General features: G+C 72.1%; 12 protein-coding genes. 1 reads left to right on the forward strand and 11 read right to left on the reverse strand.

All coding sequences use genetic code 11. The annotated features are described in order from the left end of the window. Positions 1-133 precede the first annotated feature (133 nt). From ald to DB32_RS17855, 8 genes are all read right to left on the reverse strand, one after another. Positions 134-1,243 (reverse strand): alanine dehydrogenase, encoded by a 1,110-nt coding sequence (gene ald, locus DB32_RS17810; protein WP_053233658.1) that lies wholly within the window; start codon positions 1,241-1,243, stop codon positions 134-136. Positions 1,244-2,465: 1,222 nt separating this feature from the next. Then, entirely contained in the window at positions 2,466-4,676 is a 2,211-nt protein-coding gene (locus tag DB32_RS17825) for an ATP-binding protein (RefSeq protein WP_053233661.1), read from the reverse strand. 46 nt (positions 4,677-4,722) lie between these two features. Continuing rightward, positions 4,723-6,243, reverse strand: coding sequence for a GMC family oxidoreductase N-terminal domain-containing protein (locus DB32_RS17830; RefSeq protein ID WP_053233662.1), 1,521 nt, complete (start codon positions 6,241-6,243; stop codon positions 4,723-4,725). After that, complete coding sequence (locus tag DB32_RS17835) at positions 6,243-6,662, reverse strand: hypothetical protein (protein ID WP_053233663.1); 420 nt, start codon at positions 6,660-6,662, stop codon at positions 6,243-6,245. Before DB32_RS17835 ends, DB32_RS17830 begins: the two co-directional genes overlap by 1 nt. Further along, positions 6,659-7,447: a FadR/GntR family transcriptional regulator gene (locus DB32_RS17840; protein ID WP_053233664.1), complete on the reverse strand. Its 789-nt coding sequence runs from the start codon at positions 7,445-7,447 to the stop codon at positions 6,659-6,661. The genes DB32_RS17835 and DB32_RS17840 overlap by 4 nt, the downstream gene beginning before the upstream one ends. Before the next feature lie 155 nt (positions 7,448-7,602). Then, positions 7,603-8,076 (reverse strand): hypothetical protein, encoded by a 474-nt coding sequence (locus DB32_RS17845; protein ID WP_053233665.1) that lies wholly within the window; start codon positions 8,074-8,076, stop codon positions 7,603-7,605. 6 nt (positions 8,077-8,082) lie between these two features. Further along, positions 8,083-12,249, reverse strand: coding sequence for a sigma 54-interacting transcriptional regulator (locus tag DB32_RS17850; protein WP_169791474.1), 4,167 nt, complete (start codon positions 12,247-12,249; stop codon positions 8,083-8,085). 161 nt (positions 12,250-12,410) lie between these two features. Continuing rightward, positions 12,411-13,865 (reverse strand): sigma 54-interacting transcriptional regulator, encoded by a 1,455-nt coding sequence (locus DB32_RS17855; RefSeq protein WP_053233667.1) that lies wholly within the window; start codon positions 13,863-13,865, stop codon positions 12,411-12,413. A 94-nt stretch (positions 13,866-13,959) separates the two neighbouring features. Between DB32_RS17855 and DB32_RS17860 the strand changes: the two genes are divergently transcribed. Beyond that, positions 13,960-14,499, forward strand: a complete 540-nt coding sequence (locus DB32_RS17860) for a hypothetical protein (RefSeq protein ID WP_157069132.1) — start codon at positions 13,960-13,962, stop codon at positions 14,497-14,499. 7 nt (positions 14,500-14,506) lie between these two features. On the opposite strand, the gene DB32_RS17865 is transcribed toward DB32_RS17860, so the two are convergent. From DB32_RS17865 to DB32_RS17875, 3 genes are all read right to left on the reverse strand, one after another. Beyond that, positions 14,507-15,895, reverse strand: a complete 1,389-nt coding sequence (locus DB32_RS17865) for an ATP-binding response regulator (protein WP_083457454.1) — start codon at positions 15,893-15,895, stop codon at positions 14,507-14,509. 91 nt (positions 15,896-15,986) lie between these two features. Continuing rightward, positions 15,987-17,258 carry a metallopeptidase family protein gene (locus DB32_RS17870; protein WP_053233670.1) on the reverse strand — a complete coding sequence of 424 codons (1,272 nt, stop codon included), beginning with the start codon at positions 17,256-17,258 and terminating at the stop codon, positions 15,987-15,989. 9 nt (positions 17,259-17,267) lie between these two features. Beyond that, positions 17,268-17,561, reverse strand: a complete 294-nt coding sequence (locus tag DB32_RS17875; RefSeq protein WP_157069133.1) for a hypothetical protein — start codon at positions 17,559-17,561, stop codon at positions 17,268-17,270. Positions 17,562-17,564 lie beyond the last annotated feature (3 nt).

A 17,564-nucleotide genomic window follows, 5' to 3' on the forward strand; every position in this document is an offset into this window, starting at 1 on the left:
GACCACGTTCACGACCACGATCACGTCGACGTGGTCGTGGTCGTGGTCGTGGTCGTGGTCGTGGTCGTCGGTTCGAAAACGCGAAAAGGCGCGGACCCTTCGGCCCGCGCCTTCTCTCTCGATCGAGACGCGCTCAGAGCACGCGATCGAGCGGCGTGTACTCCACGCCCACGCCCTCGGCGACGGCCTGGTAGACACACGCGCCGTCCCACACGTTCACGCCGAGCGCGAGCGCGGGGGAGCTCTTGATCGCCTTCACGACGCCCTCGCGCGCGATGCGCTCGGCGTAGGTGATCGTCACGTTCGTCAGCGCGAACGTGCTCGTCATCGAGACCGCGCCCGGCATGTTCGGGACGCAGTAGTGGATGACGCCGTGGAGCTCGAACGTCGGGTGGTCGTGCGTCGTCGGGCGGCACGTCGCGATGCATCCGCCCTGGTCGACGGCGACGTCCACCACGACCGAGCCGGGCTTCATCTTCTTGATGAGATCCTCGTCGACGAGCTTCGGCGCCTTCGCGCCGGCGACGAGCACCGCGCCGATCACGAGGTCCGCGCCCGCGACCGTCTCCTCGATGTTCGTCGGGTTCGAGTAGAGCGTCTCGATCGACGCGCCGAAGATGTCCTCGAGGTAGCTCATCCGCGTGCCGTCGACGTCGAGCACGGTGACCTGCGCGCCCATGCCGACCGCGATCTTCGCCGAGTGCGCGCCGACGACGCCGCCGCCGAGCACCACGACGTGACCACGACGCGTGCCGGGCACGCCGCCGAGGAGCAGGCCCTTGCCGCCGCGCTCCTTCTCGAGGCACGACGCGCCGACCTGCGTCGCCATGCGGCCCGCGACCTCGCTCATCGGGCGGAGCAGCGGGAGCGAGCCGTCGGCGTTCTGCACGGTCTCGTACGCGATCGCGCGGACCTTCTTCGCCATGAGCTCCTTCGTGAGCTCGGGCAGCGGCGCGAGGTGCAGGTACGTGTAGAGGATGAGCCCCGGACGGAAGTAGCCGTACTCCTCGGGGAGCGGCTCCTTCACCTTCATGACCATCTCGGCCGACCACGCGTCCGCGGCGGTCGGGACGATGCGCGCGCCGGCGGCCTCGAAGTCCTTGTCCGCGATGCCCGCGCCGATCCCGGCGCCCTTCTGGATGCGCACCTCGTGCCCGGCGCGGGTGAGCTGGCGAACACCGCCCGGGTTGATGCCGACGCGGTACTCGCGAGTCTTGATCTCCGTCGGAACGCCGATGATCACGGGAGCCTCCTGATGTGAGCGGATCGAGGGCCATCGAGGCCCGTCGTCGGTGCTTGCTGGTTCGCGGACTGATCGCCGCGAAGTCATGTGGCCGCGAGGGCGGCGGAGCGGCTCTCATCTAGCGCGGGAACTACGCGTATCCACTTGCGATCGACCGACGCGACGCGTCAACTCGCGAGCGACCTCACGGCGCGTGGGGCTGGCCCCGCGGATGCGGATCGGGTAGAGGCGAGCGCGTGAAGCAGGACCCCGCAGGGCGCACCCGAACGTGGGCGTTCGGCGTCCTCGGTGTGCTCGCGGTGGGCGCGCTGATCGCCGTGGTCGCGTACCTCCTGTGGCGCCCCGGCGTCGAGGGCACGGGTGACCTCGTGCGCTTCCTCGAGGACCGCGGGCGCGTCGCGGTGGTCGGCGCCGACGACCTCGCGCGGCTGCGGCCCGAGGGCACGACGATGGTGCGCGCGAGCGAGGTGCCGGGGCTCGACGCGGCGCTCGACGCGAGCGACGAAGCGGCGCTCGCGCGCGTGCTCTCGGAGAGCGGCATCGAAGGGCTCGTCGCCGACGGCCGCGGCGCGCCGCAGGAAGAGGCCGAAGAGAGCGCGCCGCTGCGCGATCGGCTGCGGGCGTACGACTCGTTCGAGCAGCTGCAGGCCGTCTATCTCGCGCCGAGCGCCGCGTTCTACGTGCCGCGCACCGGGCTCGTGCTGCACGCGCCGCACGACTTCGCGCTCGCGTACGTCGCGCGCGCGATCCTCGGCGGCGCGCGACCGCCGCGCGTCCAGAGCTTCCCCGAGCCGCTGCGCCGCATCCGCAACGTCGAGGTGATGGTGATGCTGAAGGACGGAGAGCGTCCTCGGCTCTGGCGCTCGGCGCGCGGGAGCTCGATCGCGCGCGCGCTCCTCACGGCGTCGATCGTCGCGCGACAGCGCTGGAGCGAGCGCGAGGCCGCGATGGGCGGACCGCTCGACGCGCAGCTGCGCACGATGGACGTCGAGGTCTATCTGCTCGACGAGGACGGCTCGCTCGGGAGCCGCGCGCCGGCGTTCGTCGAGCGCGCGTTCACGCCCGAGCACGGCGTCGCGTTCGATCACCTCGGCACGTGGCGATACCTGCTGCCCGACGCGACGCGCGAGCGCGGTGAGGGCTCGGCGGTCCGCGCGTACGACGCGCTCTTCGAGGACTCCGACATGGAGCCGGGATCGATCGCGCGCGAGGACGTGCGGCTCTATCGATTGCTCGCGAGGCTGCTCGCGCGCTCGCCCGCGACCGCGCCGCGATCTGCGCTGGTGCCGAGCCCGTCGCCGCCGCCCACGAGGCCCTCGGCGGGCGCGGAGTTCCCGGTCGCCCCCGCGCCGATCCTGCCCTGATCGAGCACCGGCAGCGCGCGTCGCTCCTCGACGTGCGCGGGCAGGCGCACCACGAACGTCGTGCCGATGCCCGCGCTCGATCGCACCTCGATCAGCCCGCCGGCCGCGCTCACGATGCGCTGCGAGATCGCGAGGCCGAGGCCGGTGCCGCGATCCTTCGTGGTCACGAAGGGCACGAAGAGGTTCTTCAGGATCTTCTGCGGAATGCCGGGCCCCGTGTCCGCGACGTGGATCTCGACCCAGCGCTCGTCGCCGCGCGACACGCCGCGCGTGCGCACCTCGATGCGCCCGTGGCCCTCCATCGCCTGCACCGCGTTGAGCGCGAGGTTGATGAGCACCTGGCGCAGCCGCTCGGCGTCGATGCGCACCGGAGGGACCTCCGCGTCGAGATCGAGCGACGACTCGACGCCCGCGCCGAACTGCGGACCGAGCAGCTGGAGCGTGCGGCGCACCGTCGCGTTCACGTCGATCGGCGTGACGTCGCCGAGCTGCGAAGGACGCGCGTAGTCGAGGAACGACGACACGACGCGGTTCAGGCGATCGACCTCCTCGACGATGATGTCGAGGAACTCGCGCGCGCCGTCGTCCATGCGCGTGCTCTCGTCGCGCGGCGCGGGCTCGGCGAGGAACTGCGCGCTCGCCTTGATCGCGCCGAGCGGATTGCGGATCTCGTGCGCGAGGCCGGCGGCCATCTCGCCGAGCGCCGCGAGGCGATCGCGCTCCTTCATGCGCTGGTAGAGGCGCGAGTTCTCGACCGCGATCGACGCCTGCGCGGCGAGGCCCTTGAGCAGCTGCACTTCTTCGGGTGAGTACGCGTCGCGGAGGCGCTCGTCGCGGATGCAGATGAGCCCGTAGCTCTCGTCGGGCCCGCGCAGCGCGACCGCGACCGAGGCCTGCATCGACTCCATCGTGCCGATGATCTCGGCGAGCGTCTCGGCCTCGCCGTCCTCGCCGAGCTCGCGTCGCTCGTCGAGCTCGCGCTCGAGGTTCTCGAGCACGAGCGCCTCGTCGCGGCGCATGCGATCGAGGAACGGACGGCCCGGCGCGAGCTCGACGCGTCGCGCGGGCTCGGCCCCGACGTGGCCCATCAGGTCGTAGCCCTGCCGATCGGCGTCGAGCAGGTAGATCGATCCGTGCGTGAGGCGCCGCGAGCTCTCGAATGCGGTGACCACGCTGCGGACGAGATCGTCCTGCGAGAGCACGTTCGCGAGCTGACGCCGGAGGTCGAGCACCATGCGCTCGAAGTCGTGGCGCTCGCGGAAGAAGAGCTGCGAGATCTGCTGCTCGATCTTCGAGCGCACCGGCTCGGTCAGCAGCATCAGCACGAGCGCGGCGGTGACCGAGTGCAGGAAGAAGTGACCGGGATCGAGCGCGACGAGGACCCAGAGGATCCCGGCGAGCGAGAAGGCGAGGGTGGTCAGCACGCCGAGGCGCGCGCCGAGCTCGTAGAGATCGAGGATGCGCGAGCTGAGGATCGACTGCGACAGCACGTAGAGGAACACGAGGATGAGCACCGTGCCGACCGGCGGGATGTCGAGGCCGACGTAGGGCAGGTACTCGGCGAGCGTGAACACCGCGGCGAACGTGCCGACGAGCGCGAGGTAGAGCAGGCGCGCGCGATCGAAGCGCGAGCGCGCGCGGCGGCCCGCGCGATAGACGATCACGAGCGCTGCCGCGAGCAGCACGAACACGTAGACGAACACCGCGGTGCCGAGCACCAGCGCGCGGTAGAGCGGCGTGAAGATCGCCGCGATCATCCCGATCGCGAGGAAGATCGCGGTGTGATTGAGCTGCCCCGATCGTCTCGAGTCGCTCTGCAGGAACGCGCGGAAGAACTGCACCGCCGAGAGCGGCAGCAGCACGGCCCACACGAGGTTGAGCCGCTCCCAGAACGCACCGCCGCCCTCGAAGCGCGCGAGGAACGTCGTCAGGTACCAGGCACCGACGGTCCCGTCGAAGAGCGCGAACAGCCAGTGCACGCGGCGCTTGCGCGGCCGCAGGAGCACGACCGCGCTGAGCGCGAAGCAGAGGATCGACGCGACGAGCGAGATCTGGGTCCGGAGATCCACGTCGCGCCGATCGTATCAGCCGGCTCGGGCCGGCGCTCCCGTGCGATCAGGCAGCTGCGGCGCGGCTCGCACGCTGCGCGAGCATCTCGGAGGCGCGCCACACCACGCCCATGATCGAGTGCTGCGGGTTCACGCCGAGGTTCGTCGGGAACACGCTCGCGTCCATCACGTAGAGGCGCTCGGCGCCGTGCGCGGCGAGCTCGTCGTCGACGACGCCGAGCTTCGGATCGCGCGATGCGCACGCGGTGCCGAAGAGGTGCGACGCGACGAGGTGCGCCTGGCTGCGGTGCAGCGGGTGACGCGCGAACGCGTCGAGCTCGGCCTCGGTGCTGATCGTGTCGGGGAAGCCCGCGACGCCCGGATGGATCTCCTTCGCGCCCGCGGCGAGCATCATGCGGCCCGTGAGCACGAGCGCGTCGTGCAGCTTCGCGATGTCGCGCTTCGTCGGCTCGTACTTCACGCTGACGCCGCCGCCGCTGGCTCCAGGGAACCAGCGCGCGCGCACGCGACCGAGCGCCTCCATGCGCACCTGGCCGCCCCACTGCACGTAGTGGCCGAGGTTCGCGAGGCGCTTCGACCAGTCCGCGCCCGCGCCCGGAAGACGCGCCGCGAGCATCTCCGCGGGCATCCCGAGCGACTCGAGCTTGTAGCCGCGATCGCGCATCGGGACCTCGTAGCCCTGCGCCGCGCCGAACCCCATGTTCACCGGCTCGTCGAAGCGCCCGACGAACGCCGCGCCCGGATGCGCCTGGAAGCGCTCGCCGAGCAGCGGATGGCGATACCCGCTGTTCTGCAGCAGCACCGGCGTCCAGATCGCGCTCGCCGCGACGATCACGCCGCGACGCGCGCGCACCTCGAACGAGCCCACGCGGGCGCGCGTCTTCGGATCGTGCACCGTGCCGCGCACCGCGACCGCGCGACGTCCTTCGAACACGACGCGCGTCGCGCGACAGCTCGAGTGCAGGCGCGCTCCGTCCGCGATCGCACGCGGGACGTACGAGACGTCCATGCTCTGCCGCGCGCCGACCGGGCAGCCCTGCAGGCAACGATTGTTGCCCTGACAGCCCTTCGTGTTGCGGTGGATGCGACGCCCCGGAAGGCCGAGCGCCTGCGCGCCGCGCTCCATGAGCGTGTTGTTGCCGCCGAGCAGCTCGCCCTCGGTCTCGTGCACGCCGAGCTCGTCCTCGATGCGCGCGAAGACGCGCTCCATCTCCGTCTCGTCCACGAGCTTCTCGAGCCCGAAGCGCTCGCACCAGTCGCGACGCACGTCGTCGGGCAGGCGCCAGATGATCCCCGAGTTGATCGCGGTGCTGCCGCCGACGACGCGCCCTTGGAGCAGCGGGATCGGATGGATGCCGTCGGTCGTCTGCGAGGCCATGTCGCGCACCGCGACGCTCATCGCGTCGAGCGCCTCGCGACGTCGATCCGCGAGCGGGATCTCGGGGCCTTCCTCGAGCAGCACGACGTCGAGCCCTGCGTCCGCGAGCACACGCGCTGCCGTCGCGCCGCCCGCGCCGGTGCCGACGATGACGAAGTCCGCGGCGTCGTCGATGCGTTGCTGCGCCATCACGCCGCCTCCGTCGCGAGCGTCGGCAGACGCAGCTTCGCGGAGCCGACCGGACGATCGTAGCCGCTGCGCTCGCGCGCCGCGCTCGACCGGAAGATCGCCATGCACGCGACGATCTTCAGCAGCAGCGTGAGCTCGCGGATCGCGAACGAGCGATGCGAGAGCAGCACGTCGAGCGCGCGCGCGCGCTCGGTGATCGAGAGCCGCGCGATCGTCGCGAAGCGCCCCATCGCGAGCAGCGGCGCGAACACGCAGATGACCAGCCCCGCGTACGCGCCGAGCCGACCCTTCGCGCTCATCGTCGACGTGAAGCGCGTCCACGCCGCGCCCCAGTCGATCTCGTCGCCGCTCTTCACCAGACCGCCCGCGTCGTCCGCGGGCGCGAAGCTCGAGAGCACCAGCGCCGCCCACCCGTTCATCGCAGCTCCTCCTCCGCTTCGTGATCCGTGTCGCCGTCGTGCGCGCCCTCGCGCACCGTCATCCCGAGGAACGCGCCGACGCGCGAGAGCGTCGTGCGATCGAGCCGCTCGAGCAGCGCGCGCGTCGCGCGCCGCGCGCGCTCGGCCTCGCGCTTCTCGACGATGTCGATCAAGCGCGCGTACACGCGCAGCGTCTGCGGCGCGTTCGCGAAGAACGCGAGCTCGAGGCCCGCGTTGCTCTCCAGCGTGCGCGCGACCGTGTTGTAGATGAGCTCGAACGCGAGGTTGTGCGTCGCGCGCACGACGCGCCGCGCGAACGCGATGTCGGCCTGCATGAAGGCGCGCGGCTGGTCCATCAGCTCGGCCTGCATCGCGAGGTGCTCGCGCATCGCGTGGATCTCCTCGGCGGTCGCTCGCTCGGCGGCGAGCCCCACCGCGTCGACCGCCACCGAGCGACGCAGCTCGAGCAGATCCGCGAGCACGTCGATCGGCACCACGCGCCCTTCGAACGCGAGTCGCGCGAGGTACCCGAGGAGGTCGATCCCGCCGTGCTCGCGGAAGTCGAGCACGCGCGTGCCCGAGCCGTGATACGGGCGCACCAGGCCCTCGGCCTCGAGGTGCGCGAGCGCGGAGCGGAGCGTCAGGCGCGAGACGCCGAGCTGCTCCGAGAGCTCGCGCTCACCGGGCAGGCTCGAGCCCGACGGGTAGCGCCCGGTGAGGATCTCGTCGCGGATGCGGTTCGCGGCCTCGACGGCGGCGCGCTTGCGGGGATCGGCAGGGGCCATGCGGTCTCCGAGAGCCCAACTGGTTTAGCCAGTCGAGTGGTCATACCACTACGGGATCCTCTGCAGCGGCGCAAGGACGATCGGCCGGAAATTGCGAAGCCCGCGATTCCACTCGGGAATCGCGGGCTTCATCGAGCTCGGAGGAGGGGTGGGGCTCAGGGCACGCTGTTCGGTTCCGGGTCGGGATCGCCGCGCAGGATGACCCGGTGGAAGCCGAGGTTCGGCTCCGGGTCGGGATCGCCCGCGCGCACGCTGAACGCGGTCGGGGGCGTGAGCGACGCCTCGAACGCCCGGACGAGGTCGTGCGCTTCGTCGATGCGCCCGCTCTCCGAGAGCTCTTCCTCGACGGCCTCGACGGTGTCGACGCACACGACGTCGCCATCCGACTCGACCGCCGCGATCAGCCCGAACTCGGCGGACACGATCGCGAACTGCACGCCGCGCGCGAGCAGGCCCTCACAGCCCGACTCGGCCTCTTCGCACGCCTCGGGCTCGATCGCGCCGAGCTCCTCGCCCTCGTCCACGAGGAGCTGATCGGACGACACGCCCGGTGCGCCGCTCCCGACGCAACCACCCGCCGCGAGCGCCGCGGCGAGGACGATTCCCCAAATGCGTTTCGATTCGATCATGGTCCCCTACTTCCCCAAGTCCCCGAGCTCGTACTCCTTCACGAGCTGCGACAGGCGCGGACGCTTCATCCCCAAGAGCGCCGCGGCACGGGTGATGTTCCCGTTGGTCTCCTCGAGCGCGCGCACGATGCACTCGCGCTCGAGCATCTTCTTCATCTCGAAGAGCGAGGTCGCGCCGCCGCGGACCCGCTCGTACACGAGCATCTCGATCGGTGCGTCCTCTCCGTCCGCGCTCGATGCGTCGTCCCGAACGGAGTCGCTTCCAAGTACCGCCATCGTCCCGGGGCTCGTGCCACCGGCGCTGGTCGTCGTCGCTGCGCGCAGCGTCGCGACCTCGGGGTCCGGCGCCTGGAACGTGTCGGCGAACGCGGCGAAGTCCTCGGGGACGAGCTCCTCGCCGTCGGCGAAGAGCGTCGCCGAGCGCAGGACGTTCTCGAGCTCGCGCACGTTGCCCGGCCAGCGGTGACCGCCGAGCAGATCGAGCGCCGCCGACGACATCCGCTTCGCCGTCTCGTCGCGCTCCTCGGCGATGCGCTGGAGCAGGCGTCCGCAGAGCTCCGGCAGGTCGTCGAGACGACGGCGCAGCGGCGGCATCTCGAGGGTGACGCCGCGCAGGCGGTAGTAGAGGTCCTCGCGGAACGTGCCCTCGCGGACCATGCGCTCGAGGTCGCGGTGCGTCGCGGCGACGATGCGCACGTCGACCCGGATCGGCTGGGTGCCGCCGACGCGCTCGAACTCGCGCTCCTGGAGCACGCGGAGCAGCGCGACCTGCGTCTTGGGCGAGATGTCGCCGATCTCGTCCAGGAAGATGGTGCCGCCGTCGGCGAGCTCGAAGCGGCCCTTCTTGCGGCTCTGCGCGCCGGTGAACGCGCCCTTCTCGTGGCCGAAGAGCTCGCTGAGCAGGAGCGTCTCGACGAGCGCCGCGCAGTTGACCTTGACGATCGGCTTCGTCGCGCGCGCCGAGTTGTTGTGGATCGCCTCGGCGATCAGCTCCTTGCCGGTGCCGCTCTCGCCGCGGATCAGCACGATCGCGTCGGAGTTCGAGACCTTGTCGAGCACCGACATCACGCTCGCGACCGCCGTCGACGAGCCCGCGATGTTCGGGTAGCGCTTGCGCCACTTCTCGAAGCGCGGGTCGCTCGCGCCGGTCTCCGCGATCACCGGGCGACCACGCGGTGCGAGCGCGCGCGGCGGCGGCACCGAGTCGTGCCGGCCGCCAGCGTTGTACGTGGCGGCCCACGCCGACGCGAGCTTCGCCTGCACCTGCATCAGCTCGATGCGCGCGGGGCGCTCCTGCCACGCGGCGAGCGCCTCCTCGGGCACGTTCGCGCCGAGCTTCTTGTCGACGTCCTGCGCGCGCTCGAGGACGCGCGCCGCGTGCGAGAGATCGCCCGCGTCACCGAGCGCGCGCGCGAAGCGCACGAGCGCCGGCAGGAGGAGCTCGTCGTCGCCCGCCTTCTCCGCGAGCTCGACGGCGCGACGCGCGGAGAGCACGGTCTCGCCACCGGCCGCGCGCTCGAGATCGGCCGCGACGATCGCGACCTCGGCGGCGCGCTGGGGCGCGTCCTCGACGGGCAGCGACGCGAGGATCTCGCGCGCCTTCGGCACGTCGCCGTCGGCGAGCGCGAGCTTCGCGACCTCGAGCTGCGCATCCGCGGCGGCGCGCGCGTCGCCGAGCGAGCGGAACGCGAGGAGCGCGCTCTCGAAGCTCTGGCGCGCGAGCCCGACGTTGCCGTCGGCCGCTTCGATGCGGCCACGCAGGCGGAGGCGCTGCGCGGTGCGGAGCGGCGGACCGCTCGTGCCGCTGACGTGCGCCGCGAGATCCGAGAGCGCACGAGCGCGCGCCCGGTCACCGAGCGAGAGGTAGAGCTCGCCGAGGTTGTTCGCGACGCGACCGAGCATCGCGCGATTGCCGAGGCGCTTCAGGAGCCCGACCGCGACGTGGTAGTGCGACAGCGCGCGGCGGTAGTCGCGCGCGAGGTGCGCGAGCACCGCGAGGTTCTCGGTCGCGATCGCGCGATCGCGGGTGTCGCTGGCGCGCGTCGCGACCTCGATCGCGCGCTTGCACGCCTGCTCCGCGGCGCCGAGCTCGCGGCGCAGCAGCATCGCGACGCCGAGGTTCGTGTGCGCCTGCGCTTCCTGGTGCCCGAGCCCCGAGCGCGCGGCGAGAACGCGGTTCTGCTCGAAGAGCTCCGCCGCGACCGCGGGGTTCTTCTGCGCGAGCGCGAGCTTGCCCAGCGTGTTGCGCGCGTGGATCTCGATGCGCAGCGCGCCGGCCTCGCGGGCGCGCTCGAGCGCCGCCTCGGACCACTCGCGCGCGGCGTCGTAGTTGCCCTGCTGGTAGCCGAGCTCGGCGAGCTGGGCCTCGACCTCGGCGACCTCGGCGCCGGTCGCGAGCCCCGCGTCGACGCGCGCGGTCGCGAGCCGGCGCGCCGCCTCGAGCGGCTCGGCGGCCGCGTCGAATTCGCCAGCAACCGTCAGCAGATAGCCCACGCGGCGTGCGGCCGCGGGATCCTCGGGCAGCGCGTCGCGCACCGCGCGCGCATGGACCAGCGCGCCACGGTAGTTGCCCGCGATGCGATAGAGATCCGCGAGCTCCTCGCGGATCACGAGCGGGAGCTCGGTCGCGCCCTTGCCGGCGCCCGAGTTCGCCTGGAGCAGCGACTCGAGCAGCGCCGCGGCCTCGGCGTGCGCGTGGCGCGCCGCGAGTGACGCCGCCGCCGCCACCGCGAGATCCGATGCGCGCGCGAAGTCGCCCGTCGCGATCGCGTGGCGAACCGCCTCCTGCAGATCGAGGCGCGCGCTGCACACGTCGATGCACCGCGCGTGGAGGTCGCGGCGCTCGCGCGGCGAGAACAGCTGGTAGCAGGTCTCGCGATCGTTCTCGCGCTCGAACGCGAAGAGCACGTGACCGTCGACGATCGATCGCGTGAGCAGATCGAACGACGGCAGCTCCGAGCGCGCCGCCGCCTCGATCGGCACACCCGCGATCGCCGCGAGCGTCTCGAGGGACGCTGGCCTCGCGTGCACGGCGAGCGCGCCCGCGAGCTCGCGCGCGATCGGCGTGAGGCGCGCGAGGCGACGCTCGATGCGCGCGCGCGGCGTCAGCGGGTCCGCCTCGAGCAGGAGCTCGATCAGCTCGGGGTTGCCGCCGGTGCGCTCGATGACGCGCGCGATGGCCTCTTCGCTCGTGAGGAACGCGCGCACGCCCTGCGCGTCCAGCGCGCCGACCGGGACCCGCTCCGCCGCGTCGTGTCCGCGCAGCGTCTCGATCGCCTCGGGATGCGCCGGCGCGACGTCGTCGCGCAGCGACGCGACCACCATCATGCGCAGCGCGGTCGGCTCGTTCTGGCCCGCGAAGCTCCCGTGATCGCCGGCGAGATCGAGCAGGAACGAGAGCAGCTCGAGCGTGCCGCGATCCGCGCGCTCGAGGTGATGCAGGATGAGCACGGGCGCGCGCACCGTCGCGACGTCGCGCAGCAGCTGGTGGATCGCGTCGAAGAAGCGCAGGCGCTTCTCGAACGCCGCGATCTCCGGCGGCGCGCCGTTGGGATCGATCGCGCTCGACGTCTCGGGCTCGGGCCCGCCGTGCTGGTGCCAGAGGCGATGACAGCCCGCACGACACGCGAGGCCGTCGAGATCCGAGCTCGGCACCACGCCGACCTCGTCGAGGAAGCGCAGCGCGCGATCGACGATCTCCGCGAACGGACCGAACGCGCGGCCGGGCTCGCAGCGACCCTCGAGCACCACGCCGCCCTCGAGGCGGATGCGCCCGCGCAGCTCGCCGAGGATGCGCGATTTCCCGATGCCGCCCGGGCCCTGCAGGAGCACGAGGCGCTCGCGGTCGCGGTGCTGCGCGATGCGGCGATAGCTCTCCATGAGCTTCGCGATCTCGCTCTCGCGGCCGGCGCACGCGTTGGGCGCGCTGCCGATCACCGGAGGTGCGTGCGAGAAGTTGCGGCGCTCGAGGAGGACGGGTCGGTCGTGTGGCGACGCGTGCGTCGCGTTCGTGGTGATCTGAGAGGATGCTGCGGACTGCGAACCGCTCGTTCCCTGCTGCATGCTCACCCCGCGGCCTTTGGAGACGAATGCCTCCCCCGGCTCACCGAAGGCGAGAGGGTAGACGTCCGCTCGGGGCGGTTCAAGCAGGCGCAGTGGGAACGACTTGCGCACGGCGCGCGCCATTCGCAACGCTCGTGCCCGCAGCGACTCCGCGGAAACGTCGCGGAAATCGAGCGCGTGCGTCGTGCGCGTCCGCCCGCACGTGCAGGAAGTGACGTCAGCCCGTGCGTGCGTGAAGCGAGAGCGGACGCACGCAGTGGTGTAGGACGACGTCAGCCGCGGTAGTCGTTGATGTCGATCGCGTAGCGCTTCAGCCAGCGGTGGACCTGCATGCGCTCCTTGCCGAGCTCGCGGCCCACCGCCGCGATGTTGCCGCGATGGCGCGCGAGGATCTCGCGGAGCTCGGCCTCGGTCGGGGTGCCGAGGCGCGAGCTCGGCGCGGCCGCGGCCGCGAAGCGCGCGCGGTCCGGCTGCGTGGTCGGGCTCGAGAGCGACGGCTGCGCGACGGGACGGCTCGCCGCGGGCGGCTGTCGCAGCGCGTGCTGCACGGTCTCGGGCAGGTGGCGCACGTCGATGTCGTGGCCGTCGGAGAGCGCGACGGCGAGCTTCACCGCGCTCTCGAGCTCGCGCACGTTGTACGGCCACGCGTACTGCGCGAGGCCGAGCATGAACGGCAGCGTGACCGTCGCCTCGGGGCGCCCCGCGCGCTTCAGGAAGTGCAGCACGAGCGGGTGCAGATCCTCGCGTCGCTCGCGCAGCGGCGGGATGCGCACCGAGAACTCGCGGAGGCGCGCCAGCAGATCACCGCGGAAGCGCCCCGCCGCGACCTCGGCCTCGAGCGTGCGGTGCGTCGCGCACACGACGCGCACGTCGACGCGCTCGGGCTGCGTCGCGCCGATCGGCAGCACCTCGCGCTCCTGGAGCACGCGCAGCAGCTTCGCCTGGGCCTCGAGCGGCATGTCGCCGATCTCGTCGAGGAAGAGCGTGCCGAGGTGCGCGGCGCGGACGAGGCCGTGCTTGTCCTGCGTCGCGCCGGTGAACGCGCCCTTGCGATAGCCGAAGAGCTCGCTCTCGATCAGGTTCGCGGGCAGCGCGGCGCAGTTGATCGCCTGGAACGGGCCGCGGCGCTCGCTCGCGTCGTGGATCGTGCGCGCGAGCAGCTCCTTGCCGGTGCCGCTCTCGCCGTGGATCACGCACGCGAGGCCGGTCTTCGCGACCTTCTCGACGCGCTCGAGCAGCAGATCGATCTGGCAGCCGCCGACGAGCTGCGAGCGGATCGCGTGGCGCACCGGGCGCATCGCGGCGATCACGCTGCCGTCGAGGCGGTACGCGCTGTACGAGAGCACGCCGCGATCGGCGAAGCGGAACACCGCGTCCCCGACGCGCACGAGATCCTGCGACGCGAGCCGCGCGCCGTGGGTGCGCGCGCCGTTGACGATCGTGCCGTTCGTCGAGCCCTTGTCGATGAGCCAGCAGCCGTCCTCGCGACGCTCGACGACCGCGTGGTAGCGCGACACCGCGGGCTCGGGGATCGACAGGTCGTTGTCCGCCTCGCGACCGATCGTCGTCAGCGGATCGACGAACGCGACCGCGGAGGGGAGCTGTCGGTGGAGACGCGAGTAGACGAGCACGAGGCCCGGCGTGGGATCCGTCGCGTCGTCGCCGAAGGTCGGGAACGTCTCGACCGAGCCGGTCGGGACGCTCTGGTGCGGGACGTTCTTCGCCATCGATCGGAGCGCTTCCGCGACGCGGGCAGGTTATCGCAGAATCGCGCCACGGTCCTGGGCGGAATCCTGCGGGGCTGGAGGAGGGAGCAATCGGATGAGACGAATCGTGACGGTGCTGGGCGCTCTCACAGTTCTCTTGGTGGCCTCGGGGTGCGGTCGTCGTCGCACCGAAGAGCGCGTGCAGGTCGACGTGTCGCAGGGCGGTGCCACGTCGGGCGGCCAGACCGTGTACGTCGTCGGTGCGCCGGCGCAGGGCGCGCCCGCGGCGCCCGACTTCGTCGCGCAGCACATGAACGTTCGCTACCAGCAGTTCGCGCCCGACATGGTGCCGGACACGCCGCTGTATCACGGCTACCTGCAGCAGGGTCAGGAGGAGAGCTTCGAGGCGGTGCTCGAGGCGGGGCGCTGCTATCGGCTGATCGGCGTGGGCGGGCCGACGATGAGCGATCTCGATCTCTTCATCGTCGACGAGAACGGGAACCCGATCGCGCAGGACACCGCGACGGACAACTTCCCGGTGCTCGGCGTCGGACAGGACACCATCTGCCCGCGCTGGACCGGCCCGTTCTTCGTGCGCGCGCTCGCGTACTCGGGCTACGGCGAGTACGGGCTGCAGCTGTTCCGCACGCCGTGATCGACGGTCACGCCCCGCGCGAGCGATCGCGCGGGGCGCGCGCGCCGGCGCGCACGACGCGATCGACGACCTCCGCGAGATCCTCGAGCGTGAACGGCTTCCGGAGCACTTCGTCGGCGTGGGTCACTTCGTCGGGCGTGACCGGCGCGCCGCTCATGAGCACCGCGCGGTGCGTGCGGTGCTGCTCGCGGAGCCACGCCAGGAGGCAGTCGCCGCGACCGTCGCGCAGCGAGAGATCGACGAGCGCGAGATCGAAGGTCTGATCGACGGCCATCGCCTCGTGCACGCCGGGCACGGCGACGACGCTCGCGCCACGGATCTCGAGCGTCGCGGTGACCATGCCGCGGAGCGACTCGTCGTCGTCGACGACGAGCACGCGGATCGGGCGCTTGAGCGGCGCGGTCGAGCGACGCCGCACCCCGCTGCCGCGCAGGTTCTGACGTCGCTCGCGCGCTTCCGCGCGCGCGTCGAGCAGCGCGGGAAGTCGCACCACGAAGCGCGCGCCTCGGCCGCGACCACTCTCCGCGCGCACGTCGCCGCCGCGCGCCTGCGCGAGGTCGCGCACCAACGCGAGCCCGAGCCCGGTGCCGCTCGCCTTGTGCGTCACGAACGGGTCGAAGATGTGCGCGAGCGTCGCGTCGTCCATGCCCGGCCCGTCGTCGACGACGGTGAGCACGACGCGATCGTCGGCTGCGTCCGCCGCGACGACGATCTCGCCGCCAGGCTCGAGCGCTTCGATCGCGTTCTTGATCAGGTTCGTCGCGATCGCGCGGAGCTCTGCGGGACGCGCTGCGGCGCGCAGCCCGGTGGGCAGCTTCGCGCGCACCACGATGTCCTTGTCGTCCGAGAGCGGGCGCAGCATCGAGATCGCGGCGCCGACCACGTCCGAGACGTCGCTGCCTTCACCGATCTCCGCGTGCCCCTGGAGCGACGCGAGCAGCGTGCGCGCAGTGTCGAGCGCGTCGTTCGTCGCGCGATCGAGCACCTCGACGGCCGAGCGTGCGCGCTCCGGCATCGGGCCCGCGGTCGTCGCGAGGCGCGTCCAGCCCGCGATGCCGGTGAGCGCGTTCGCGAGCTCGTGCACGATGCTCGCGGAGGTGCGGTCCTGCGGAACGACGATCGCGAGCAGGCGATCGCCGCGCCGGTGCAGCCCGATGCGCGCGCCCGCGAGCTCGACCATCGCGGCCCCGCTCGCGCGTGCCTGGCGGATGAGCGCGCCCAGCCGCGCGTCGCTGCCGGTGAGGTGCGTCGCACGCGCGAGCGCGACGTCGAAGCGCTCGATGATGCTCGCGCCGCCCGGGCCGATCGAGCGCGCGGAGCCGTCGAGGCGCTCCTCGATCACCACGAGGCCGAGCCCGGCGAGCCAATCGAGCGAGTCGTCCGCCACTGGATTCATCCGGCGTGCTCGTACGAGCGTACGCGATGACCGGCGTCAGCGTCAAAGCCGACCGTCTGTGACCAGGGAGGGAGGCTGCGCAATCGGGGCATCACCAACGAATCCATCCGAAGCCGGCCGCCGCGCCGAGCGCGAGCGCGATCAGCACGAAGAAGGGCCACGTCACGCGAACGAACTGACCGAGATCGCGCGCCGCTTCCCGCGCCGCGAGCTTCGCGAGCCGGCGATCGCCGTAGAGGGCGCGGAGCTCCTGGCGGGCCTCGGCGCGCTCGGCGGCGTCCATCGGATCGTGGCCCGCGAGGTGATGGAGGTGGTGCTCGAGCTCGTGATCGAGCGTCTCGCGGATCTCGGCTTCGACATCGTAGGAGCCCTCGTCCTCCCACACGCGGCGGAAGGTCCGGTAGTAGAGCGTCACGACGAATTCCAGCTGGGTGTAGCCGGCCGCGTCCACTTCTTGGCGAGGCTCGTAGCTGCCGAGCAGCGGCTCACCCGCGATGTCGGTCGCAGGCACGCCGGGCTCGACACGCGGCGGGACGGCCTCGATGCGCACGCCGCGCGCTTCGTAGATCGCCGGCGCGAGGCGCTCGACGAGCCGCTCGAATTCGTGCTCCGAGAGGAACGGCGCGCCGGTGTCGCGCTCGGTGCGCGTCGCGTCGGGATCGAGCTCGTCGGGCGTGGGCACGACGACCTCGTGCAGCGTGCCGCACGCCGGACACGCGAGGGGCGCGACGAGCGGCGGCGCCGCGTTGAGCTCGAGGTATCGCTGCTCCACCGAGGCCCACACGGCATCGCTCGCGCGACCGAGCACGCGCGCCATCAGCACCGGACGATCGAGCGTACCGAGCGCGAGAACGCCCATCGCGGTGAGCAGGCGCGGCGTTACTCGATACGGCGTGTCTCGCGCGAGCGCCTCGAGGAGCGGGCGTGCTTCGCGAAGCGTGACCGGGCGCATCGTGATCTCGTTCGCGATGCCGCCGCGCGGGAGGCGCACCGGGCTCGGGAGCGGCGCGGGATCGAGGGAAGGCGAGGGCGCGCTCGCGTGCGCGGTCTCGAGCTCGATGGGATCGAGCTCGCGCGGATCGAACGCGAGCGGCGCGTCGCAGTTGCGACAGCGGGCGTCGTCGTCGGGCTCGGGCGCGATCGCGCCGGTGCGGAGGAGCAGGTCGCGCAGCACGTGGAAGTCGCGCATCGCGAGGGCGAGCACGTCCGCGCCCTCGACGACGCCGGGCGCGAGGAGCGTCGCGATCGCACGCCCGAAGCGCAGGCGTGTGCCGTCGACGACGTCGTCGTCGCGCACCGCGCCTTCGGGCGCACGGACGTGCACCTCGAGGCCGGACGGGAGCACCACGCGTCGTCGTCGCATCGTCCTCGATCAGTCGTGTGCGACGTTCGTGTCGATCCACGCGCGGATCGCGGAGACCGTGGTCGCGGGCGCCGGGCGGAGCGGGCCGTCGCGGAGGAACGCGTCGAACGTCTGCAGGGCCTCGTCCACGCGACCGCCGCGCTCGCCGAAGCGATGCGACCAGCGATACCAGCGCAGGCCCTCGTCACACGTCTCCACCGCGTCGTACACGTTCACGTCGACTCCGTCGTTCCAACGGAAGGTGCGGTGGCGCGACAGCGATGCTGCGCGTTCGGGCGAGATGTCCGACGTACGCCGACTCATCAC

The organism is Sandaracinus amylolyticus (assembly GCF_000737325.1).
GTDB lineage: Bacteria > Myxococcota_A > Polyangia > Polyangiales > Sandaracinaceae > Sandaracinus > Sandaracinus amylolyticus.

Excerpts from the sequence above, each read along its gene's own strand:
- DB32_RS17830 (WP_053233662.1), bottom strand. The coding sequence starts at position 6,243 with ATGGCGCAGCAACGCATCGACGACGCCGCGGACTTCGTCATCGTCGGC.
- DB32_RS17835 (WP_053233663.1), bottom strand. The coding sequence starts at position 6,662 with ATGAACGGGTGGGCGGCGCTGGTGCTCTCGAGCTTCGCGCCCGCGGAC.
- DB32_RS17840 (WP_053233664.1), bottom strand. The coding sequence starts at position 7,447 with ATGGCCCCTGCCGATCCCCGCAAGCGCGCCGCCGTCGAGGCCGCGAAC.
- DB32_RS17845 (WP_053233665.1), bottom strand. The coding sequence starts at position 8,076 with ATGATCGAATCGAAACGCATTTGGGGAATCGTCCTCGCCGCGGCGCTC.
- DB32_RS17855 (WP_053233667.1), bottom strand. The coding sequence starts at position 13,865 with ATGGCGAAGAACGTCCCGCACCAGAGCGTCCCGACCGGCTCGGTCGAG.
- DB32_RS17860 (WP_157069132.1), top strand. The coding sequence starts at position 13,960 with ATGAGACGAATCGTGACGGTGCTGGGCGCTCTCACAGTTCTCTTGGTG.
- DB32_RS17865 (WP_083457454.1), bottom strand. The coding sequence starts at position 15,895 with ATGAATCCAGTGGCGGACGACTCGCTCGATTGGCTCGCCGGGCTCGGC.
- DB32_RS17870 (WP_053233670.1), bottom strand. The coding sequence starts at position 17,258 with ATGCGACGACGACGCGTGGTGCTCCCGTCCGGCCTCGAGGTGCACGTC.
- DB32_RS17875 (WP_157069133.1), bottom strand. The coding sequence starts at position 17,561 with ATGAGTCGGCGTACGTCGGACATCTCGCCCGAACGCGCAGCATCGCTG.